Below are 20,709 nucleotides of genomic sequence, written 5' to 3'. Positions count from 1 at the left end.
GGCGCAGCTACTCGGCCCCGCGGGCCCGGACGCCGCGCGCGTAATCCGGGTTGAGCCGAATACCGAGCTCCTCGAGCGCGATCTCATTGCCCGTCCCGCTGCGAACCTGAACCCGGACCGGCGCGCCGCTCGACTCCTCTACCAGCAGCAACGGCGCCGGTCCCGGCTGCAGGTAGGTGTCGCCCCACTGCATCAGCGCGAGCACTGCGGGTAGCAGGTCGCGACCCATATCGGTCAGCACATACTCGTGGCGCGTGCGCCTGCCCGCTTCTCGGTAGGGCTGCTTGGCCAGCAGACCCGCCTCCGTCAGCTTCCGGAGCTGGCCCGATGCTGCCGCATCGGTGATGCCGACCCGTGCGGCGAATCCGTCGAAGCGACGGGTGCCGTAGTAGGCCTCGCGCAGGATCAGCACCGCCGAGCGGGTGCCGACGAGATCCATCGCTTTCGCGATCGAGCAATGCTCGGGTTTCCACGAGCTCAGATCCGCCAACGGTCCTTCCATCACGGCTGCCATGACGAACATCATAGCGACATCTGGCTTGAGTTGACTATACCCAGACGTTACCCTGACTATAAGCCAATAGAGCCAGATGAAGGGGTTCGGCTCACGGTCCGGAAGGAACCACCATGAGAGACGCAGTGATCGTCGAGGCGGTACGCACACCGATCGGCAAGGGCAAGCCGAACGGGGCGCTACACAACGTGAACGCAGTGGATCTACTGGCGCACAGCCTGCGCGAGGTGGTAGACCGCAGCGGCATCGATCCGGTGCTCATCGACGACGTGATCGGCGGCATCGTCACCCAGGTCGGCGAGCAGGGCGCCAATATGACCCGCCGCGCCGCGCTGGCCGCCGGCTATCCGGAATCGGTGCCCGCGACCACCATAGATCGGCAATGCGGTAGCAGCCAGCAGGCCATCCACTTCGCCGCCCAGGGTGTCATCGCCGGTGCCTACGACATCGTCGTCGCCGCGGGTGTCGAGTCGATGGGCCGAATTCCGATGGGCGCCAACCTGATCGGATCCGAGGATCTGTCCGGTGTCGGTTTCGCGCAGCGCTACCCCGATGGCCTCGTCCCCCAGGGCATCAGCGCCGAGCTGATCGCAGCCGCATGGGGACTGACTCGCACGCAGCTGGACGAGTTCGCGCTGGCCAGTCACGAAAAAGCCGCGCTGGCAACGAAGAACGGCCTGTTCACCAAGGAACTCGCACCGATCAACGGCCTGTACACCGACGAAGGCATCCGCGTCGGCAGCACCCTGGAAACCCTGGGCACGCTGCGTCCCGCCTACTTCGACGAGGCCATGGCCGCCCGCTTCCCGCACATCGGATGGGAGATCACCGCGGCAACGGCGAGCCAGGTCAGCGACGGCAGCGCGGCGGTATTGATCATGACCGGCGAACGCGCCCGCGAGCTCGGCCTGACTCCACTGGCCAGACTGCACAGCTTCGCGGTCGCGGGCGACGATCCGCTGCTCATGCTCACCGCGGTCATCCCGGCCACCCGAAAGGTCTTGCAACGCGCCGGTCTCCAGCTCTCGGACATCGACCTCATCGAGATCAACGAGGCGTTCTCCCCGGTCGTTCTCGCCTGGGCGCACGACACCGGCGCCGACCTGAGCAAGGTGAACGTCAACGGCGGCGCCATCGCCATCGGCCACCCACTCGGCGCCTCCGGCGCACGCCTGATGACCACCCTGGTCCATGCCATGCAGGACCGCGGCGCGCGCTATGGCCTGCAAACCATGTGCGAGGCAGGCGGACTGGCCAACGCCACCGTCCTCGAGCGGCTCTGACGCGAAGGTTACGGATCCTGCGGACAACCGCCCGGGACCGACTGCCCGTCGCATCGACTCGGTGCGACGGGCGTGTCGTTCACCCGGAGACGGCGATCGCGACCAGGAAACCGGCGACCCAGGCTCCGGCCAGCAGCGGCAGTGCCACGAGCGGCGTCCAGCCGATGGGCCTGCGTGCCCGCAGTGCCGTCAGTAGGAGCAGTGCCGTGCAAACCAACGACAGTGCGATACCGGTCCAGGCGACGCCATAGGCCACCGACAGCCGCCGCATTTCATCCGCATCCGCCACGATTTCGTAAAGCGGCACGAAAGCGGCGGTCGTCCATGCGAATCCGATGCTGATCAGCGAACCGATGACCGCACGCGCAGGATTCAGCAACCGGTGCCGTCGATTCCACGCCATACCCCAAGCATGACGGGTACCGAAGGCAACCGAATCATCCATTCGTCTAAATTAACTTTCCATTTGTAAAATTATCGGTTAACGTGATCGCGTGCCCACACATCGCGCCCCCGAGCCCGGCTCCCGCGTACGTGATGCCGAACGAACCAAGCGCTGCCTGCTCGATGCCGCGTTCGATGAGTTCTCGGCGCACGGGTACGCAGGAGCGCGAGTCAGCGACATCGCCGAGCGCGCCGGTGTCAACAAGCAGCTGATCACCTACTACTTCGGCGGTAAACAAGGGCTCTATCAGGCATTGCAGCGGCAATGGCTGGCGCAGGAAGCCGATTTCGCCGACCCGGAGCTGCCACTCGGCGAAGTCCTGACCCGATATCTGCAGCATGCCCTCGCCGACCCGCGCGGCATCCGGCTGCTGATGTGGCGGGGTTTGTCCAACGACGCGCCGGACACCACACCGAAGGCGATCCACGAGGCCGACCTGGAGATCACCCGGCGGCGGCAGGAGCGCGGGGAGATCGCTGCCGATCTCGACCTCGCGTCGTTCCAGCTCGCGACGATGGGCATGGTGCTCGCGCCGCTGCTGCTGCCCGCGCAGGTCCGCGAACTGTTCGGGATCGATCCGCAGACACCGGAATTCGAACAACGCTACGGTGCGCAATTGCGCCGGATCCTCGCTCATCTCAGTGCACCAGATTTCGAAGGAGACTCCCCGTGACCTACCTCGTCACCGGCGCCCGCGGCATTGTCGGGCGTGCCGTCATCGATCAGCTGCTCGCCGTAGGAAAGTCGGTGCGGGCGGCCAGTTCCGATCCGACCGAGACCACCGTGCCGGACGGGGTCGAGCTGGTCGGCCTCGACATGACCGACCCCGAGTCGGTGGCCGCCGCGCTCGACGGCGTCGACCGGGCCTTCGTGTACGCCGCGCCCGAAGGCATCGAGAACTTCATCGACACCGCGCAGGCCGGCCGGGTCGCACACGTGGCGCTGCTGTCGTCGATCGCGGCGGAAAGCGAAGACAATACGATCGGCGCACACCACCTCGCCGTCGAGCGGCCGCTCCAGGAATCCGGCCTGCCGCTGACCGTACTGCGCCCGGGCGCGTTCGCGGCCAACTCCCGCTGGTGGGCGTCCTCTATCAAGTCGGAACGGGTTGCGCGCCTACCCTTTCCCGGCTTGCAGCTGAACCCCATCCACGAGGCCGATATAGCGGCCGCGGCCGTCGCCGCGCTCACCGAGCCGGGGCACGCGGGGAAGATCTATCCGCTGACCGGACCCGAGTCGCTGTCGCAACGCAGCATGGTCGAGCACATCGCCGCGGCCATCGGCGCGGCGGTGGAATTTGGTCGAGCTGAGCTACGAGCAGGCAGCGCAGTCCCTGTACAAGCCGGTGCTCGACATGTGGGCCGCAGCAGGCACCGAGCCGGCGTCGGTCGGCCCCACCTCCGAGTCGGTAACCGGTGTACCCGCGCGGACATATGCACACTGGGCCATCGACCACGTCGCCGACTTTCGCTGACGCGTTGCGAAATACTCATCGACACCAGGCCGGAACAGGTAGTCGATCCCCATCCGTATGGTGACGATGGTGACCACCGCCGACACCGACGCCATCACCGAGACCGTTGTGTACGCCATTCCGCTGCGGACCCGCTTCCGCGGCATCACGGTGCGCGAGGGGATGCTGTTGCGTGGACCGCTCGGGTGGGGCGAGTTCTGTCCCTTCCCCGAGTACGACGATCGCGAAGCGACCGGCTGGCTCGCCACGGCGGTGGAGCAGGTCACGGTGGGCTGGCCGGAACCGGTTCGGGAGCTCATCCCCATCAATTGCACCGTGCCCGCCGTCGACCCCGAGCGCGCCTACGACATCGTGGAGAAGTCCGGATGCCGCACCGCCAAGGTGAAAGTCGCCGACCATCCCGAATCGCTCGCCGAGGACCTCGCCCGCGTTGCGGCGGTGCGATCGGCACTCGGCACCGACGGTGCGATCCGAGTGGATGCCAACGCGGTGTGGGATGTGCAGACCGCGATTGCCCATATCGGCAAGATCGACAGGGCGGCAGGCGGTTTGGAGTATGTCGAACAGCCGTGCCGGACGATCGAGGAGCTGGCCGCGGTGCGCCACAGGGTGGGTGTGCGCATCGCCGCCGACGAATCCATTCGCCGGGCGGAGGATCCGCTGCGGGTCGCCGTCGCAGGCGCGGCCGATATCGCGATCCTCAAGTGCACGCCACTGGGTGGCGTGCGACGCGCGCTGCAGGTCGCCGCGGCCGCGGGCCTGCCGGGTGTCGTGTCCTCCGCCCTGGAAACCAGCATCGGCCTTGCCGCCCAGCTCGCCCTGGCCGGCGCACTGCCCGAACTCGACTTCGCCTGCGGGCTCGGCACGACCTCCCTGTTCGAGGGCGATGTGGTCGCCGAATCACTGCGTCCGGTCGAGGGCTTCCTGCCCGTGCCACGGACACCGCCTCGACCGGACCCGGCGCTACTCGAGCGCTATCGACATCCCGACCCGGACCGGATCACGTGGTGGCACCACCGCTTCGACCGAGTACGCAAGCTGCTGTCCTGAGGCTGCGAGTCAGCCCGGCCCCCACCGCACACCACACCCCAGCATCGTCGCCCGCAGCAGCAACGCCGCTTCCGGTCCGATGACACCGTCGACCAGATCCAGATAGCGACTACAGAATTCCGGACCGTGTGGCGCCACCGAAGCGGGTGCGGGCTCCAGGTGGTGAGTGAGTTCATGCAGTACAACGAGTTCGCGCAGCGCCCACGCGGTGCCTCCGGTGTGCAGCGGGACCGCGAGAACCGCGTCTTCGACCTCATAATGCGCGGCGGTCGTACCGACCCTCGACCGGACGCGCACGGCCACCCTGGATCGATCCCACTGCGCACGAACCCAATTGAGTCCGAGCACCTTGTTGGCATAGGTCTGCACCGAATCGACCGTCGCGAAGCGACGCTCGACGGGCAGCGTCAGGTGCGATCCGTAGAGCTCGACCGTGCGATTGCCGTGCTCGTCGGCGCGGTCGAACACCCCGCGCACCAGCTGCTCGGCGTCGTATACCTTGGCGCGCTGGCTGTCTCGCGGGCTCATGACGAGGTGCCGTCGCCCCGTGTCAGTTGCCCGCGGGCGGCGCCGAGTTCGGGCGAGGTGCCGAGTCTGGCCGCCCGACCCGCCGCGTCGCCCGCACGGCGGGCTGCCGCCGAATGTCCGGCCGAGGCCTGTGGGCCACGCCAGGTGCCGCGGGCCTCGGAGGTTTGCGAGTAGAAGTCGGTGAGCTCGATTTCCTTGTCGCGCAGAGCCAATGCGGTGCCCGCCGCCGAGGTGTCCGGCAGGATTTCCGCCACGACCTCGGCCTGCACCGCGGCCAGTCGGCGCCCGATCCGCGCGGCGAAGGCCATCTGAAAGTTCAGCCTGGCCGTCACCGCCGCCACCGGAGCCTGCACTCGGCGTTGCACCCTTCGTCCCCATCGCTTTTCGATGACTACTTTCTCGACCGTCGCTGATCGATACTGCCCCGATTTGATGTATTGATCCGACGCCCGCACCATCTGCACGAGCAGGCTCGCGTACAGGGCCTCGCAAGTATCGATGTCGGAATCGAAGCCGTAGGCGTACACCTGGGTGGAGGTCCGCGCAACATCACAGCGCACGTCGTTGGCGGCCGCGATCGCGACGAACAGTTGCACGTAGGTGCGCAATCCCTTCTTGCCGGGCTGGCCGATCGGGATGATCCGATGCACCGGTGTCGGCCTGCGTTCGCGTCCCGCGATGTGCGAGCGAGCCACCGTCAGGTCGATCGAGGATTTGGTCGCCAGCCGTTGCGCGGCCGCCAGGAACGCCTCGGCCTCGTGTTCGTTATCGGTGGATTCGGCCTTGCGCAGCAGCCCACCGATCCGGGTGAGCATCCGGTCGGGAACCGCATTCGGCAAAGTCATCGGGCACAAGCCTAATAGGCCGCCCCGGACCGAGTACGCCGCAGACCCGCGCTTGGACGAGCGTCCATACAACCGCGCGAACGGTAGGCGTATTCCGGCGTGTCACATGAACACCATGTATCTTGCGTTGTGCACCGTTGGTGTGCTGGTGCTCACGTCTCGACCCTTGGAGTGTTCGCGATGGCTTTGAAGAAGGTGTCGTCCCTGCGTTCGTCGCTCATGCCTCGAGCGGCGCTGGCTGCTGCCTCGGTGGCGCTGCTGACGGCGACGCTCACGGCCGCGTGCTCGAGCGACAGCGGGGGCAACCCGACCGGCCAGAACCTCACCGGCCGCGGCCCGATCACCTACGTCGAGGGCAAGGACACCACCGAGACGGGCGCGGTCAAGCAGTTGATCGAGCGCTGGAACGCGTCGCATCCCGACGAGCAGGTGACGTTCAAGGAGCAGTCGAACGACGCCTCGCAGCAATACGACGACCTCGTCGAGCACATGCGCTCCAAGCAGTCCAGCTACGACGTGTTCGCCATGGACGTGCCGTGGACCGCCGAGTTCGCCGCGAAGGGCTGGATCCAGCCACTGCGGGATACCTTCTCCATCGACACCTCCGCGCTGCTCTCGCCGCCGGTCGCCAGTGCCACCTACAACAACGTCCTGTACGCGGCGCCCCGAAACACCAACGGCGGTCTGCTGTTCTACCGCAAAGACCTGGTGCCCAACCCGCCGAAGACCTGGACCGAAATGCTGGCGCAGTGTCCGATCGCCAAGCAGAACAACATCGGTTGCTACGCGGGCCAACTCGCACCGTACGAGGGCCTCACCGTGAACACCGCCGAGGTGATCAACGCCTTCGGCGGCACCTTCGTCGGCGCCGACGGCAAGACCCCGACGGTGAACAGCCCGCAGTCGCGCGCCGGACTCGAGCAGCTGGTGGCCGCGTACAAGAGCGGCGATATCCCCAAGGAAGCGATCACCTTCAAGGAGCCGGAGAGCGGCGCCGCCTTCACCCAGGGCAAGCTGATGTTCCTGCGCAGCTGGCCGTCCACCTTCGGTGACGCCGGCTCGGAATCCTCGGCCGTGAAGGACAAGTTCGGGGTTGCGCCGCTGCCAGGCGAGAACGGCGTCGGCGCCTCGACCCTCGGCGGCTACAACGCCGCCATCAGCGCATTCTCCAAGAACAAGGCCACCGCGCTCGACTTCCTTCGCTTCCTCATCAGCGAGGACGCGCAACACATCGTCGCCGCAGGCGCGCTGCCTTCGGTGCGCGCATCGATGTACGACGATCCGGCGCTCATCGCCAAGATGCCGTTCCTGCCCGCACTCAAGGAATCAATCGCCAGCGCAGTGCCGCGCCCGGTGACTCCGTTCTATCCCGCGGTGTCGAAGGCCATCCAGGACAACGCCTACGCCGCCTTGAACGGAACCAAGTCGGTCGACGACGCGATCACCGGTATGCAAAAGGGCATCGAGACAGCCGGCTCCTAGCGAACCGGACCAGCCCAGCCCTGTAGGAGAGAGATACGGTGTCGGATCCTTCGGGAACGACCACCCGCGTGTCGAGCGACGGCGACCTGCCGCCGAAGCGCGGGTTCGGTGGAACATTGGCTTTGCAGCTTCGGAGTTCCGGTAAGGCGTGGCTATTCGTCACGCCGGTGTTGATAACGCTGGCCGTCGTCGTCGGTTACCCGGTGTTCCGGGCGGTCTACATGTCGTTCCAGAAGGATGCCGGGTTGGATCCGGCGACCGGGATGTTCGTCGAGGGCGGTAGCGCCGGATTCTCGAACTACACCCACTGGCTGTTGCAGCAGTGTCAGGCAGGCGGCGAGACGGTGTCCTGCCCCACCGGCAACCTCGGCTCGCAGTTCTGGCTCGCCATCGGCGTGACGCTGTTCTTCACGGTCATCACTGTGACCCTCGAGGCGACACTCGGCCTCGGCATGGCGATGGTGATGGGAAAGACCTTCCGTGGCCGGGCCCTGCTGCGGGCGGCGGTGCTCATTCCGTGGGCGATCCCGACCGCGGTGACCGCACGACTGTGGGAGTTCATGTTCCAGTACGACGGGGTGGTGAACCGGCTGCTCGGCACGCATATCCTGTGGACCTCCGAGGCGTGGCCCGCGCGGTTCGCGGTGATCGCCGCCGACGTGTGGAAGACCACGCCGTTCATGGCCTTGCTGCTGCTCGCAGGCCTGCAGGTAATCCCGGCCGACGTCTACGAGGCCGCCAAGGTCGACGGCGCATCGGCCTGGCAGCGCTTCACCCAGATCACCCTGCCGCTGCTCAAGCCCGCGTTGCTGGTCGCGGTGCTGTTCCGGACGATGGACGGACTTCGCCTCTACGACCTGCCCGCGATCATGACGCTCGGCAACCCGGCGACCCGCCCGATCTCCGCGCTGGTGGTCGAACAGGTTCGGCAAGGTCCGAACAGTGCGGCCGCATTGTCGACGATCACCTTCCTGCTCATCTTCGCGGTGGCGTTCCTGTTGGTGAAGGTCTTGGGCGCGAATGCCGTTCGGACCCAGGAACAACAGCGGGAGGCGCACTGATGGCCACCACGACCACCACAACCCCCTGGACCAAACGGCTCGGTTCCGTGCGGCTGTACCTCGGTGCGCTGATCGTGCTGGTGTGGGGTCTCGGACCGTTCTACTGGATGGCCGTCACGGCATTCCGCGATCCGGACTTCACCTTCGACAACACCCCGTGGCCAACCCATCTCACGTTCGAGAACTTCCGCAACGCCTTCGACACCAGCCGCGGCAACGATTTCGGCAAGGCGCTGCTCAACAGCGTGGTCATCGGCGCGGCTACCACGGCGTTCGCCCTGGTGCTCGGCGTGCTGGCCGCCTACGCGCTGGCCAGGCTCACCTTCAAGGGCAAGTACCTGGTGTCCGGGTTGATCCTGAGCGCCTCGATGTTCCCGGTGGTCGTGCTGGTCACGCCGCTGTTCCAGCTGTTCACCAATCTGGGCTGGATCGGCGAGTACCAGGCGATGATCATCCCGAACATCTCGTTCGTGCTGCCGATGACCGTCTACATCCTCGCGTCGTTCTTCGCGGAGCTGCCGTGGGAGCTCGAGGAGGCCGCGCGCATCGACGGCGCGACCAAGTTGCAGGCGTTCCGGCTGGTGATGCTGCCGCTGGCGGCGCCCGCGGTGTTCACCACCGCGATCCTCGCGTTCATCGCCGCGGTGAACGAATACCTTTTGGCGCGACTGCTTTCCAGTGACAAGACCGAACCGGTGACCGTCGCGATCGCGCGCTTTTCCGGCAACAACCCCCTGGTGCAGCCCTACGCCGCCATCATGGCCGCGGGCACGATGGTCACCATACCGTTGGTCATCATGGTGCTGCTGTTCCAGCGCCGCATCATCTCCGGTCTCACCGCGGGCGGCGTCAAGAGCTGAAAGTGATTCGCAGCGCCTGCGGCGCTGCTGGCCGAACGGAATGCTCGGACAGGCTTGCGGTGATATGATCGCGGCTCGCTGGGGCCTGGTGGGGACAGCATTTACCAGGGTTGTAGCCCGGTTTCCGATCGTTCCGTGCAGGTGAGTTCGACCGACGCTCCAGGAGGAGATGATCGTGAGCTCGTTCGGCAAGCGGCGAAGACGCGGTAATCCCCGGCGCGCGCGGCGCAAGCCGTCGGCCGTACCCTATGCCTCCATCGCCGGATGGAACGAGCGGACGGCCACCTCCGCCGACCGCAAGCGGTCCACTCGCCCGCCGAGATCACGCCGTAGGACCACACCGGCCAAGCCGGTCCCCACCCCCGCCGAACGGCCACCACGCACCCGCGGCGAACGATTCCGGCGGCTATTGCTCGCCCTGTTCGTCATCTTCGTCGCGGTGCCGTCGGTGCTCTGCGTGCTCGTCTACTGGAGCGCGGAGATCCCCGATGCGACATCAGTGCAGACCAACCAGATCGCCACCATCCTCGCCGCGGATGGGACTACGGTCATCGCCAAAGTTGTTCCCCCCGAAGGCAATCGGACCCCGGTACCGCTGAGCGACGTACCGAAACCGATGCGCGAGGCGGTGCTCTCGGCCGAGGATCGCAATTTCTACAGCAACCCCGGATACTCGACCTCCGGATTCCTGCGCGCCGCTCGCAACAACCTGCTCGGACGCGAGGACGCAGGCGGCGGTTCCACCATCACCCAGCAGTATGTGAAGAACGCCTTCCTCGGCTCCGAACGCACCCTCACCAGGAAGATGCGCGAGCTGGTCATCGCGGCGAAGATGGCGCGGCAGTGGAGCAAGGACGACATCCTCGCCGCCTATCTCAACACCATCTATTACGGGCGGGGCGCCTACGGCGTCGCCGCGGCGGCGAGGGCCTACTTCGACAAGCCGGTGCCACAGCTGACCCTGGCCGAGGGCGCGGTGCTCGCCGCGGTCATCCGCACGCCCTCGATCCTCGACCCGGAAACCCATCTCCCCGAGCTCACGACCCGCTGGAAGTACGTGCTGAACGGCATGGTCGAGATGGGGGTGCTCGCGCCGGGCGACCGCGACGCGACGGTGTTCCCGCCGATCGTCCCGATCTCCCAAATCCCCGACGAGAACGTGGCCCGAGGTCCGGAGGGCCTGATCCGCGCGCAGGTGCTGCGCGAGTTGCGCACCTCCGGGATCAGCGAGCGGGACCTGAACACCGGTGCGCTGCAGATCACCAGCACCATCGATGTGCGGGCCCAGCAGTCCGCGCTGGGCGCGGTACACAACCGGCTCGATCCGCAGCCGCCCGAGCTGCGCAGCGCGGTGGTATCGATCGACCCGCGTTCTGGGGCGGTACGCGCGTACTACGGCGGCAACGACGGCCTCGGCTACGACTTCGCCCAGGCACCGCTGCAGACCGGTTCGGCATTCAAGGTGTTCGCGGTGATCGCCGCACAGCAGCAGGGCATTCCGCTCTCGCGCATGCTCGACAGTTCACCGGTGACCGACCACGGCACCAAGATCACCAACGTGGACGGCGAATCGTGCGGCAGGTGCACCATGGCCGAAGCCTTGAAGCGGTCGCTGAACACCAGTTTCTACCGGCTGACGATGACGATGTTCGACGGACCGAAAGCCATCGCGGACGCGGCCCATCAAGCGGGCATCCCGGAGGAGATCCCCGGAGTGGCAGGCAGCACACTCGCCGAGGAGGACGGCTATCCACTGAACGGAATCGTGTTGGGCCAGTATCTGGTTCGCCCCATCGACATGGCCTCCGCATACGCGACGATCGCCGATTCCGGTGTCTACCATCAGCCCTACTTCGTGCAGCGGGTGGTGACCGGCGACGGCCGGGTGCTGCTGGACCGCGGTGCGCCCGAACAACAGGTCGGCAAGCAGCAGCCGCCAGGACAGCAACGCATCCCGCGCGCCGTCGCCGATGGCACCATCCAGGCGATGGCACCCATCGCTGCGTATTCGAACGGCCACAACCTGTCCGGCGACCGCCCCTCGGCCGCCAAGACCGGCACCACCCAACTCAACGACACGAAGTCGAACAAGGACGCGTGGATGATCGGCTTCACCCCGTCGCTGTCCACCGCGGTCTGGGTCGGCACCGAACAATCCCAGCCGATCCAGACCGCGCGCGGAGCCGACATCTACGGTTCCGGACTGCCCGCCGACATCTGGAAACAGACGATGGACGACGCGCTCGACGGCACACCGGTCGAGCAATTCCCCGCCGCGGGCGGCCAAGGGGCGAGCAAACCCTCCGGTGGTAGCTACGACATTCTGAATCCGCCGAAGAGCCAGTCGCAGGAGCCGCTCATCGTGATCCCGCCCGCGCCACAGGACCCCAAACCGGCGGATATTTTCCCAGGATTGAGCATCCCGGTACCGGGATGATGTCGAATGTGCGCCCACGCTCCCACCGGGAACGGATGACGTGGCAGCATCGTTTGCCAGAGTGAGAGCGAAAGCGAGGGCAGCGACCCGGCACCGAACCGGGTCGACGCCGATGCCGCAGGCACGATGCGGAAGGATATGCGCTCGAGCGACGACGAAAGACTAGACATAGGGGCTACGCCGGTGGATTTCAATGTCGTTGACCGTCCCGAGACGCTGGTGGCGGGAACAGTACTTCGCAGCCCCGCGCTCGCGGTCGAAGGGCCGCGCCGCGCGAGGGTCGAAGAAGCGTGGAAGCGCAATCTGGCTCGTTCGCTGCCCGGGCCGCCGACGACCGCATATGTCGACCACGCGCCCGAGATCAACTCGTATTTAACCCACATCGTCGGCTATCGCTGCCGGTCCCTGGCCGACCTGCTACCCGGTGATGTGCTCGCGCGGGTACCCGCGGGCAGATTCGCCCGGTTCACGGCGAGCGGGGACAACCTCGGTGACACCATCGTGTCGATCTGGCGCGCGGTGTGGGACGCGGAGGCCGCGGGCCGGTTCGTGCGCGCCTACACCGGCGATTCGGAACACTATCCGGATGCCCGCACGGTCGAGGTGTTCGTGGCATTGGCAGACGATCAGATCGACGAGTAGGAACGGGCTGTGGACTTCGAGATAGTCACATTGGATGAGAGCCTGGTCGCCGGACTCACGGTGCCGCTCGCCGGTCGCGAGGTGAGCGCGCGCGACCTGGACCTGGTGAACTTCACCTGGGACAGATACCTGGCACGGGAGAAGAACGTGCCGCGCGTAGCCGCCTACATCGGCCAGAACGATCACGCGGTCGCCGTGCTCGGATATGAGGTCGCGGCGATGGATGACATGGACGCGGGCGACGTCGTGACCCGAGTGCCCCAGGGCCGCTACGCGAAATTCGTCGTCTCCGACAAGCCCTACGACCTGCTGCGCACCGCATGGGCCCAGGTCCGCAAGGCCGAAAGCGCGGGCACCATCACCCGCTCCCACACCGCTGAGATCGAACGCTACACGGGCCCGACCTCGGTAGAGGTCTACGTCTCACTGGACTGATTGCTCCAAACAATTGAGGGCTGGGTGCGGATATCCGCACCCAGCCCTCAATTGTTTGTACGCTGCCCTACCCACCGGCAAAGGCACCCCCGCGCGAGATCCGCACCACCGCACCCGCTCAGCGTGATGACACCTCCCGAGCGAAGCGAGAGCCGCTGGAGTTCCCGGCCTTTCACACCTCCCGAGCAGCCCCCAAGGTCGCATGCTCAGCTACCAGCCCCACTCGGCACAATTGTGCCTTCCGAGCGCAGCGAGACCGAGCATGAGAGTTCGCGGCCCGTCTCGCTTCCGAGCCGTCGAAGCGCACGCGCCGAAGGCGCGAGTCTCGACGGCTCGGAAGCGACACCAAGGGGGCCGCGAACCCGCAGCGCCGAAGGCGCTGCCAAAAACTCAAGCTCCGATGATGAACGCTTCGAGTTGGGTGCGGGCGATGTCGTCGGCCAGCTGCTGGGGAGGGGACTTCATGAGGTAGGCCGAGGCCGGGATGACCGGTCCGCCGATGCCGCGGTCGAGGGCGATCTTGGCAGCGCGCACGGCGTCGATGATGATGCCTGCGGAGTTGGGCGAGTCCCACACCTCGAGCTTGTACTCCAGGTTCAGCGGCACGTCACCGAAGGCACGGCCCTCGAGCCGGACGTAGGCCCACTTGCGGTCGTCGAGCCAGCCGACGTGATCGGACGGGCCGATGTGCACATCGTTGGCGCCCAGTTCCTTCTTCAGGTTGCTGGTGACGGCCTGGGTCTTGGAGATCTTCTTCGACTCCAGGCGCTCCCGCTCGAGCATGTTCTTGAAGTCCATGTTGCCGCCGACGTTCAGCTGCATGGTGCGGTCGAGCTGGACGCCGCGGTCCTCGAACAGCTTGGCCATCACACGGTGGGTGATGGTCGCGCCGACCTGGCTCTTGATGTCGTCGCCGACGATCGGAACACCGGCATCGGTGAACTTGGCGGCCCACTCGGGGTCCGAGGCGATGAACACCGGCAGCGCGTTGACGAAGGCGACACCCGCGTCGATGGCGCACTGCGCGTAGAACTTGTCGGCCTGTTCCGAGCCCACCGGGAGGTAGGACACCAGGACGTCGACCTTGTTGTCCTTCAGCACCTTGACTACGTCGACCGGCTCGGCCTCCGACAGCTCGATGGTCTCGGCGTAGTACTTGCCGATGCCGTCGAGGGTCGGGCCGCGCTGCACGACGACGTCGCTCGGCGGCACATCGGAGATCTTGATGGTGTTGTTCTCGCTGGCGAAGATCGCCTCGGACAGGTCGAAGCCGACCTTCTTGGCGTCGACGTCGAAGGCAGCGACGAACTTGACGTCGCGGACGTGGTACTTGCCGAACTTGACGTGCATAAGGCCCGGCACGGTCGCGGTGTCGTCGGCGTCCTTGTAGTACTGCACGCCCTGGACCAAAGAAGAAGCGCAGTTGCCCACGCCCACGATGGCCACGCGAACTGTGTCAGCCTGGTTCGTTTCAGTCATGGCCGATGTTTCCCTCTTTCTGTGGTGCCGCATTCGTCGATTGCTCCGCGGCAATCAACTCGTTGAGCCAGCGCACTTCGCGCTCGCTTGATTCCAGACCGAGTTGGTGGAGTTGACGGGTATAGCGATCCAGCGACCCGCTGGCCTTTTTTATCGCCTCCCGCAGCCCTTCTCGGCGCTCCTCGACCTGACGCCGCCTGCCCTCCAGAATTCGCATCCGCGCTTCCGCGGGGGTGCGACTGAAAAACGCCAGGTGTACGCCGAAGCCGTCGTCGGTGTAGTTCTGCGGTCCGGTGTCGGCGAGCAGCTCGGTGAACCGCTCCCGCCCGGTCGATGTCAGCTGGTAGACCCGCCGCGCCCGGCGCATAGCGACGCCTGCGGCGTTCTCCTCCGCGATCAGCCCGTCTGCCTGCATTCGGCGCAGCGTCGGGTAGAGCGACCCGTAGGAGAAGGCCCGAAACGGCCCGAGCAACCCGGTGAGCCGCTTGCGCAGCTCATACCCGTGCATGGGCGATTCGAGGAGCAGCCCGAGAATTGCCAGCTCTAGCATCGGGCTTCACCTCCCTGACTTGTGTACAGACCTAACCGATGGATGCGACTTCTGACTATATCGGAGCGATATAACCGGGGACAGCCTTTGCGGGCAGATGAAGTGTTTGCGCAGGTGGCGAGAGCGTCAGTGGCTGGGGGTGGAGACCCGGAGCGGCTCTCCGCTGAACGTCACGGTCAGGAAGCCCGAGGCATCGGCCTCGTTCTTCGTGTAAATCTCGAGGACGGGCTCGGCATCGGCGGGGGCGCTGGAATCGAACTCGGCACCGGCATGGGTCACGGTGCCGCCCGGCGTCTTCGTCGTCTGCACAGCGCCCGCCAGCAGCCCCGCGAGCGCACGCACATCCATGGCGGCGAGGTCCAGGGTGCGCACATCGGGTTTGCGGCCGGTGGCCGTCGTCGGCTTCCGGAAACTTCCGTCATAGAAATAGCGTGCGGTCACCGTCGCGTTGTCGGCCGCCTGCCGTTCGAAGAGCACGTATTCGGGATACAGCGTCACCTTGTCGACCTTCGTATCGCCGAATTCGGCGCGATATTCGGCGATGAAGTACGCGAGCCCCGCACCGGTGGTGAGCATCGGCACGTGCTCGGAGGACCCGAGCGACCCGGGACCGTCGGCCGCGCACCGGGTGATGCCACCGACCGCTGCGCCGAAAACCGCGGCAGCGATGATGCCGGCCAACGGCACGATCCAGCGCCGAGGGCGGCGGCGATCCACCCGGACCACCGGAGCATCGACGAGGTTGTCGGGGATCTGCAGATCCCCGACAACCTCGTCCAGCTCGCCGAAGGTCGTGGCCCGCATGGCCTTCGCGGTGCGCGCGGTGTGCTCGTCATCGGTCAGCTGGCCCTCGGCCAGTGCCGCGTCGAGCAGGCCGCACACATCCGCGCGATCGGTGTCGCGGGCCCGGATTCCGCTGTAGCGCGTTGTCGCCATTACCCGGTCATCTTCCGAACGGCCACGCACGAGTGACCTCGCCGGCCGGGGTCAGAATCATGTGGCCGGACTCGTTGAACTTGTTGCCCGCATAGATCGAGACGAACGGCCGACCCTTGGCGATGCCGTAATAGCTGGAGGCGCCGGAATCGTTGACCTCGACCGCCATCTGGGTCACAGCGCCGCCGGGCACCCGCAGGATGTCCGGCGCTTTCGCAAGCGCGTCGGACAGCGCCGCCAGATTCAGCTCGGCCAGATCGGCGGCAGCCGTGTCGGCCTTGCGGCCGGTGACCGCGCCGCTCTGCTGGAATCCGCCGCGATAGTCATAGGTGACCATCCGGTTCGGCTGACCGGGCACCGCACGGGAGATACGAGCGTATTCGTCGAACAGCGTCAGTTCGTCGATGTACAGGTCGCCGAACTTCTCTCGGTACCGCTGCACGAACAGCGTAAGACCCTCGGCGGTAAGGATATTCGGCGTCGCAATCACCACGGGTGGGACAGCGCCCAGATCGGGTGCGGAGGCGGCGACGGATGTTATGGGCGCTGCTTCGGTTCGCGAGACTCCGCTGGTCAGCACGAACCCGGCGGCTGCCGCGCAGGCAATGGCCGCTGAGACCGCGACCAAGTACCACCGCAGTCGACTCGAGTGCGGCGGCCGCGCCGGCGGCGTCGCATCGGCGGGTCGCTGTAGATCCTCGACGAGTCCGGCCAGATCTCCCAGTGTGGTGGCCGCTGCCGCCAGCTCGGTGAGTGTCTCGTGTTCTTCCTCGCTGAGCTGCCCGTCGCGGCGCCCACTGTCCAGCAGCTCGATGGTGGTGGCGCGATCGCGGTCGCCTGCCCGAGTGTGACCGGGATAACCATCCTCGGATCTGAGACGGCGCAACCGATTTCGCGGCGGGGTGGGCCGGGCCGCATCGAGATCGCCGACCGCTGTCGGCACTTGCAGATCGCCGACGACCCGCGCCAACTCACCGAGCGTCTTCGCCGCCGTGACCTGCGCCGTTCGGTCGTGATATTCGTCGGCGCCGAGCTGTCCTTCGGCATACGCGGCATCCAGCACGCCGCAGGTATTCACGCGGTCGAGGTCACGCGCTCGCGTGCGCCCGGATGATGCTGAGGACACAGCCGAATAGTAGTCGGCTCACACCCCTCGACGCCCCCGTTCGGGCCCGGTTACCGGCCCGGCAATCCCGCATTGCCCGACGCGGCCCGTTGGCATCACCGCTACTCTGGTTCTCGTGCGAATTCAGCGGCAAGTGGTCGACTATGCGCTCCGGCGTCGGTCGCTGCTGGCTGACGTCTATGCGGGCCGTGTCGGTGTCGCCGAGGTGTGTGATGCGAATCCCTACCTGCTGCGTGCGGCGAAGTTCCACGGCCGGGGGAGCGAGGTCACATGCCCTATCTGCCGGAAAGAACAACTCACGCTCGTATCCTGGGTCTACGGCGACGGCGTCGGAGCTATGGCAGGTTCGGCTCGCACGCCGGAGGAATTGGTGCGGCTCGCCGAGAGTCGCGAGGAGTTCTCCGTCCATGTCGTCGAGGTATGCCGGAGCTGCAGCTGGAATCATCTGGTGCAGTCCTACGTGCTCGGTACCGCTCCGGCGCCAACGCGCCGTCGCACAGGTACCAGGGCAAACCGGCGCGCTGCCGAATAATGTGCCAGGTCGTCTACCCGTTGGATGACATGCGGAGCCTGCACGCGTCCGCCGCGGTGATCACGGCCGCATCGAGCCATTCAGACCGTTACGAGTTATGGAGATCTTGTCAGTGAATTCGCCCTACGAGACTTCCCCCTACGGCGATGAACCGCACGGCGGCCGTACTCCGCGAAGTTCACAACCTCCACACCCGAATCAGCGGCCGGCCGGGCCCCCACCCGGTGGCGCACGGCCGGGCCCGCCGCCCGGTGGACCGCGCCCGCAGCCGCAGGGTGGCCCCTACCCGGGCGAGCCGCGCGGCCCACAGCCGCCGCGCCGCCAGGGACCGCCGCCCCCACAACGTCCGCCGCAGGGTCGTCCGGTCCCCCCGGGCGCGCCCAATGCCGTCCAGCCGACTCATAAGATCCAGCGCCCCGGTTCGCTGACCGAGGCGGTGGCCGAGCGCAACCGTCGCTCCGGGGCGCCGACTGGATCGCGACCGGCCACCGGTCCGCGGCCTGCCGTGGATCGGCCCACCCGCACCGACGGCGCTCCCGGCACCGGCCCCAACGGCGAGCGCCGTGTCCGGCCCGCGGGCGCACCACCGTCCGGACCGCCGCCGCGCCGCACCGGTGGCGGTGACGACGGTTCCGACGGGCCCGGCAGGCGCGGGCCCGGCGCGAAGAAGAGAAAGTCGCCATGGCGGATCGTGCGTCGGGTGTGCTACGTGGGCCTCGCACTGGCCATTCTGGTGCCCAGCGCCATCTTCCTGGTCGCCTATACGACCGTCTCGGTGCCGAAGCCAGGCGATCTCAAGACCAACCAGGTCGCACTGATCTACGCGGCCGACGGCTCCACGGTGCTCAGCAAGGTCGTCCCGCCCGAAGGCAACCGCACCGACGTGACCATCGAACAGATTCCGCCGCATGTACGCAACGCGGTGATCGCCGCCGAGGACCGGGACTTCTACACCAACCCGGGCTTCTCCATCTCCGGTTTCGCCCGCGCCGCAAGGGACAATGTCCTCGGCAAGGAAAGTGCCGGTGGTGGTTCGACCATTACCCAGCAGTACGTGAAGAACGCGCTGGTCGGTGACGAACGCTCGCTCACCCGCAAGATGCACGAACTTGTCATCTCGGCGAAGATGGCGCGGCAGTGGAGCAAAGACGAGATCCTCGCCGCCTACCTCAACACCATTTACTTCGGCCGCGGCGCCTACGGCATCGACGCGGCGGCGAAGGCCTACTTCGGCAAGCCGGTGCAGGAGCTGACCGCGTCCGAGGGCGCGGTGCTCGCCGCCACCATCCAGCAGCCCTCTGGTCTGGACCCGGAGAAGAATCCCGAGGGCGCGCGAACGCGCTGGAGTTACGTGCTCGACGGGATGGTCTCCGGCGGCAACCTCAAGGCCGAAGAGCGCCAAGGTATTCAGTTCCCGCAGGTGGTGCCGCTGTCCACCACCAAGGACAAGACCCTGGACACCGGGCCGGAGGGCCTGATCAAAACGCAGGTGCTCAAGGAGCTGAACAGCGCGGGCATCAGCGAGCAGCAGTTGAACACCGCAGGCCTCTCGATCACCACCACGATCGATCCGAAGGCGCAGCAGGCCGCCGTCGATGCGGCGACCAAGAAGATGGAGGGTGAGCCGGAGCAGCTGCGGACCGCGGTGGTATCGGTCGATCCGCGCACCGGTGCGGTACGCGCGTACTACGGCGGCAACGACGGCCAGGGCTACGACTTCGCCAACGCCGGTCTACAGCCGGGATCGTCGTTCAAGGTCTTCGGCCTCGCGGAAAACCTCGAGCTCGGCATCCCGCTGTCACAGATGTACGACAGCTCACCGGTGACGGTCAACGGCATCAAGATCACCAACGTCGAGGGCGAGCAGTGCGGCATGTGCACCATCGCGGAGGCACTCAAGCGCTCGCTCAACACCAGCTTCTACCGCATGCAGATGGACATGCAGAACGGCCCGCAGAAGATCGCCGACATGGCCCACAAGCTCGGCATCCCCGAAACCATCCCGGGAGTCGGCAAGACACTGACCGAGTCCGACGGCTCCGGCCCGAACAACGGCATCGTGCTCGGCCAGTACCAGGCGCGCCCGCTCGACATGGCCTCGGCCTATGCGACTTTGGCGGCCTCCGGCATCTACCACGCACCGCACTTCGTGACGAAGGTGGTGACCGCCGAGGGCCAGGTGTTGCTCGACCGCGGTGAAGTCGCGGGCGAGCGCCGAGTTTCCGCGGCGGTGGCGGACAACGTGACCGCGGCGATGAAGCCCATCGCCGCCTGGTCGCGCAACCACAACCTGGCCAACGGACGCGAGTCGGCGACCAAGACCGGCACCGCGCAGCTCGGCGATACCGGCGAGAACCAGGACGCCTGGATGGTCGGCTACACACCGTCGCTGGCGACCGCGGTCTGGGTGGGCAGCGTCGACAACACAAAGCTGCGCAACTACAGCGGCGGCATGATCTACGGCTCCGGTCTGCCGTCGGACATCTGGAAGGCCACCATGGACGGTGCCCTGCAGGGCACCACCAACGAGACCTTCCCGAAGCCGGCCCCCATCAAGGGCCAAGCCGGTGTTCCGGAGTGGAGCGCGCCCTACACCGCGCCGTCGACGACCGACGCACCGTTCCTGCCGCCGGTGGTGGTCGTGCCGAGCCAGGTCGAGATCCTGCCCGGCATCACCATCCCGGTACCCGGCGTGCAGCCACAGCCACAACCACAACAGCGATCGCCGCAGCATCAGGAAAACGGACAAGGGCCGCTGCCTGGACAGCCGGTGGCGCCTGCCGACGGCTCGTCACCGACGGCGACCGGCGCACCACGTCCTGGCGGGAACGGGAACGGCTATGGCAATTCCGATGAGGGACAGTCGGGTAACGAGACCCGGCCGACACGTAACCGGTAGTTGTTCCGCGACGTAGCAGCCAACAGGCCCGTTCCCAGGGCGGTTTCAAGGGGTCGTCGCAACACTGCCTGGTGTTAGGCGGTGAGTAGATCACGCAGGCGCTCGGCTGGGGTATCCCAGTCGAGCGTTTT

19 protein-coding genes and 3 pseudogenes are annotated in these 20,709 nt (G+C 66.6%); 13 read left to right on the top strand and 9 right to left on the bottom strand.

What is annotated here, in order from left to right; genetic code table 11:
- Positions 1-7: 7 nt before the first annotated feature.
- A complete protein-coding gene (locus AB0M74_RS26720) occupies positions 8-514 on the bottom strand; it encodes a helix-turn-helix domain-containing protein (protein ID WP_366529044.1) in 507 nt (168 codons plus the stop codon).
- Between the two features lie 113 nt (positions 515-627).
- On the opposite strand from AB0M74_RS26720, the gene AB0M74_RS26715 reads away from it, so the two are divergent.
- On the top strand, positions 628-1,797 hold the full coding sequence (locus tag AB0M74_RS26715) for a thiolase family protein (RefSeq protein WP_366529043.1): 1,170 nt from the start codon (positions 628-630) through the stop codon (positions 1,795-1,797).
- 79 nt (positions 1,798-1,876) lie between these two features.
- Here AB0M74_RS26715 and AB0M74_RS26710 read toward each other — a convergent pair whose 3' ends face one another.
- Positions 1,877-2,242 (bottom strand): hypothetical protein, encoded by a 366-nt coding sequence (locus tag AB0M74_RS26710; protein ID WP_366529042.1) that lies wholly within the window; start codon positions 2,240-2,242, stop codon positions 1,877-1,879.
- Positions 2,243-2,291: 49 nt separating this feature from the next.
- Between AB0M74_RS26710 and AB0M74_RS26705 the strand changes: the two genes are divergently transcribed.
- From AB0M74_RS26705 to AB0M74_RS26690, 4 genes and pseudogenes are all read left to right on the top strand, one after another.
- A complete protein-coding gene (locus AB0M74_RS26705) occupies positions 2,292-2,915 on the top strand; it encodes a TetR family transcriptional regulator (protein WP_366529041.1) in 624 nt (207 codons plus the stop codon).
- Positions 2,912-3,481 (top strand): annotated as a pseudogene (locus AB0M74_RS26700) (NAD(P)H-binding protein); the annotation flags it as partial. The gene AB0M74_RS26705 and the pseudogene AB0M74_RS26700, both read left to right, overlap by 4 nt.
- Positions 3,482-3,539: 58 nt before the next feature.
- Positions 3,540-3,716: a hypothetical protein gene (locus tag AB0M74_RS26695; RefSeq protein WP_366529040.1), complete on the top strand. Its 177-nt coding sequence runs from the start codon at positions 3,540-3,542 to the stop codon at positions 3,714-3,716.
- Between the two features lie 66 nt (positions 3,717-3,782).
- Positions 3,783-4,766: an o-succinylbenzoate synthase gene (locus tag AB0M74_RS26690; RefSeq protein ID WP_366529039.1), complete on the top strand. Its 984-nt coding sequence runs from the start codon at positions 3,783-3,785 to the stop codon at positions 4,764-4,766.
- 9 nt (positions 4,767-4,775) lie between these two features.
- Here AB0M74_RS26690 and AB0M74_RS26685 read toward each other — a convergent pair whose 3' ends face one another.
- Both AB0M74_RS26685 and AB0M74_RS26680 read right to left on the bottom strand, forming a co-directional pair.
- Positions 4,776-5,294, bottom strand: a complete 519-nt coding sequence (locus AB0M74_RS26685) for a TIGR04338 family metallohydrolase (protein WP_366529038.1) — start codon at positions 5,292-5,294, stop codon at positions 4,776-4,778.
- Positions 5,291-6,139 carry a DUF2786 domain-containing protein gene (locus tag AB0M74_RS26680; RefSeq protein ID WP_366529037.1) on the bottom strand — a complete coding sequence of 283 codons (849 nt, stop codon included), beginning with the start codon at positions 6,137-6,139 and terminating at the stop codon, positions 5,291-5,293. The genes AB0M74_RS26685 and AB0M74_RS26680 overlap by 4 nt, the downstream gene beginning before the upstream one ends.
- A gap of 180 nt (positions 6,140-6,319) precedes the next feature.
- Here AB0M74_RS26680 and AB0M74_RS26675 point away from each other — a divergent pair, with 180 nt between their 5' ends.
- The 6 genes from AB0M74_RS26675 to AB0M74_RS26650 all read left to right on the top strand — a co-directional run bounded on the left by AB0M74_RS26675 (position 6,320) and on the right by AB0M74_RS26650 (position 13,056).
- Positions 6,320-7,621: an ABC transporter substrate-binding protein gene (locus AB0M74_RS26675; protein WP_366529036.1), complete on the top strand. Its 1,302-nt coding sequence runs from the start codon at positions 6,320-6,322 to the stop codon at positions 7,619-7,621.
- Positions 7,622-7,737: 116 nt separating this feature from the next.
- Complete coding sequence (locus AB0M74_RS26670) at positions 7,738-8,682, top strand: sugar ABC transporter permease (protein WP_366529119.1); 945 nt, start codon at positions 7,738-7,740, stop codon at positions 8,680-8,682.
- A complete protein-coding gene (locus AB0M74_RS26665) occupies positions 8,682-9,542 on the top strand; it encodes a carbohydrate ABC transporter permease (RefSeq protein WP_366529035.1) in 861 nt (286 codons plus the stop codon). The genes AB0M74_RS26670 and AB0M74_RS26665 overlap by 1 nt, the downstream gene beginning before the upstream one ends.
- A gap of 169 nt (positions 9,543-9,711) precedes the next feature.
- Positions 9,712-11,979, top strand: coding sequence for a transglycosylase domain-containing protein (locus AB0M74_RS26660; RefSeq protein ID WP_366529034.1), 2,268 nt, complete (start codon positions 9,712-9,714; stop codon positions 11,977-11,979).
- Between the two features lie 183 nt (positions 11,980-12,162).
- A complete protein-coding gene (locus AB0M74_RS26655) occupies positions 12,163-12,621 on the top strand; it encodes an effector binding domain-containing protein (RefSeq protein ID WP_328407426.1) in 459 nt (152 codons plus the stop codon).
- Positions 12,622-12,630: 9 nt separating this feature from the next.
- Entirely contained in the window at positions 12,631-13,056 is a 426-nt protein-coding gene (locus tag AB0M74_RS26650; RefSeq protein ID WP_366529033.1) for a GyrI-like domain-containing protein, read from the top strand.
- A 390-nt stretch (positions 13,057-13,446) separates the two neighbouring features.
- Here the strand turns inward: AB0M74_RS26650 and AB0M74_RS26645 are convergent, their stop codons facing one another.
- The 5 genes and pseudogenes from AB0M74_RS26645 to AB0M74_RS26625 form a co-directional block, all read right to left on the bottom strand.
- Positions 13,447-14,535, bottom strand: coding sequence for an inositol-3-phosphate synthase (locus AB0M74_RS26645; RefSeq protein WP_366529032.1), 1,089 nt, complete (start codon positions 14,533-14,535; stop codon positions 13,447-13,449).
- A complete protein-coding gene (locus AB0M74_RS26640; RefSeq protein WP_328407431.1) occupies positions 14,528-15,085 on the bottom strand; it encodes a PadR family transcriptional regulator in 558 nt (185 codons plus the stop codon). Before AB0M74_RS26640 ends, AB0M74_RS26645 begins: the two co-directional genes overlap by 8 nt.
- Before the next feature lie 126 nt (positions 15,086-15,211).
- Positions 15,212-16,021, bottom strand: coding sequence for a DUF1707 domain-containing protein (locus tag AB0M74_RS26635; RefSeq protein ID WP_366529031.1), 810 nt, complete (start codon positions 16,019-16,021; stop codon positions 15,212-15,214).
- A gap of 7 nt (positions 16,022-16,028) precedes the next feature.
- Positions 16,029-16,856 (bottom strand): annotated as a pseudogene (locus AB0M74_RS26630) (DUF1707 domain-containing protein); the annotation flags it as partial.
- An 87-nt stretch (positions 16,857-16,943) separates the two neighbouring features.
- A pseudogene (locus tag AB0M74_RS26625) lies at positions 16,944-17,147 on the bottom strand (DUF1707 domain-containing protein); the annotation flags it as partial.
- Between the two features lie 115 nt (positions 17,148-17,262).
- Here AB0M74_RS26625 and AB0M74_RS26620 point away from each other — a divergent pair.
- Both AB0M74_RS26620 and AB0M74_RS26615 read left to right on the top strand, forming a co-directional pair.
- A complete protein-coding gene (locus AB0M74_RS26620; RefSeq protein WP_366529030.1) occupies positions 17,263-17,679 on the top strand; it encodes a DUF5318 domain-containing protein in 417 nt (138 codons plus the stop codon).
- Positions 17,680-18,184: 505 nt separating this feature from the next.
- On the top strand, positions 18,185-20,578 hold the full coding sequence (locus AB0M74_RS26615) for a transglycosylase domain-containing protein (protein ID WP_366529029.1): 2,394 nt from the start codon (positions 18,185-18,187) through the stop codon (positions 20,576-20,578).
- The last annotated feature ends 131 nt before the right edge of the window (positions 20,579-20,709 follow it).

This window comes from Nocardia sp. NPDC051463 (assembly GCF_040681975.1).
GTDB lineage: Bacteria > Actinomycetota > Actinomycetes > Mycobacteriales > Mycobacteriaceae > Nocardia.
Note: the sequence above shows the minus strand (reverse complement) of the source record. Positions and strands in the feature narration are given on the sequence as shown.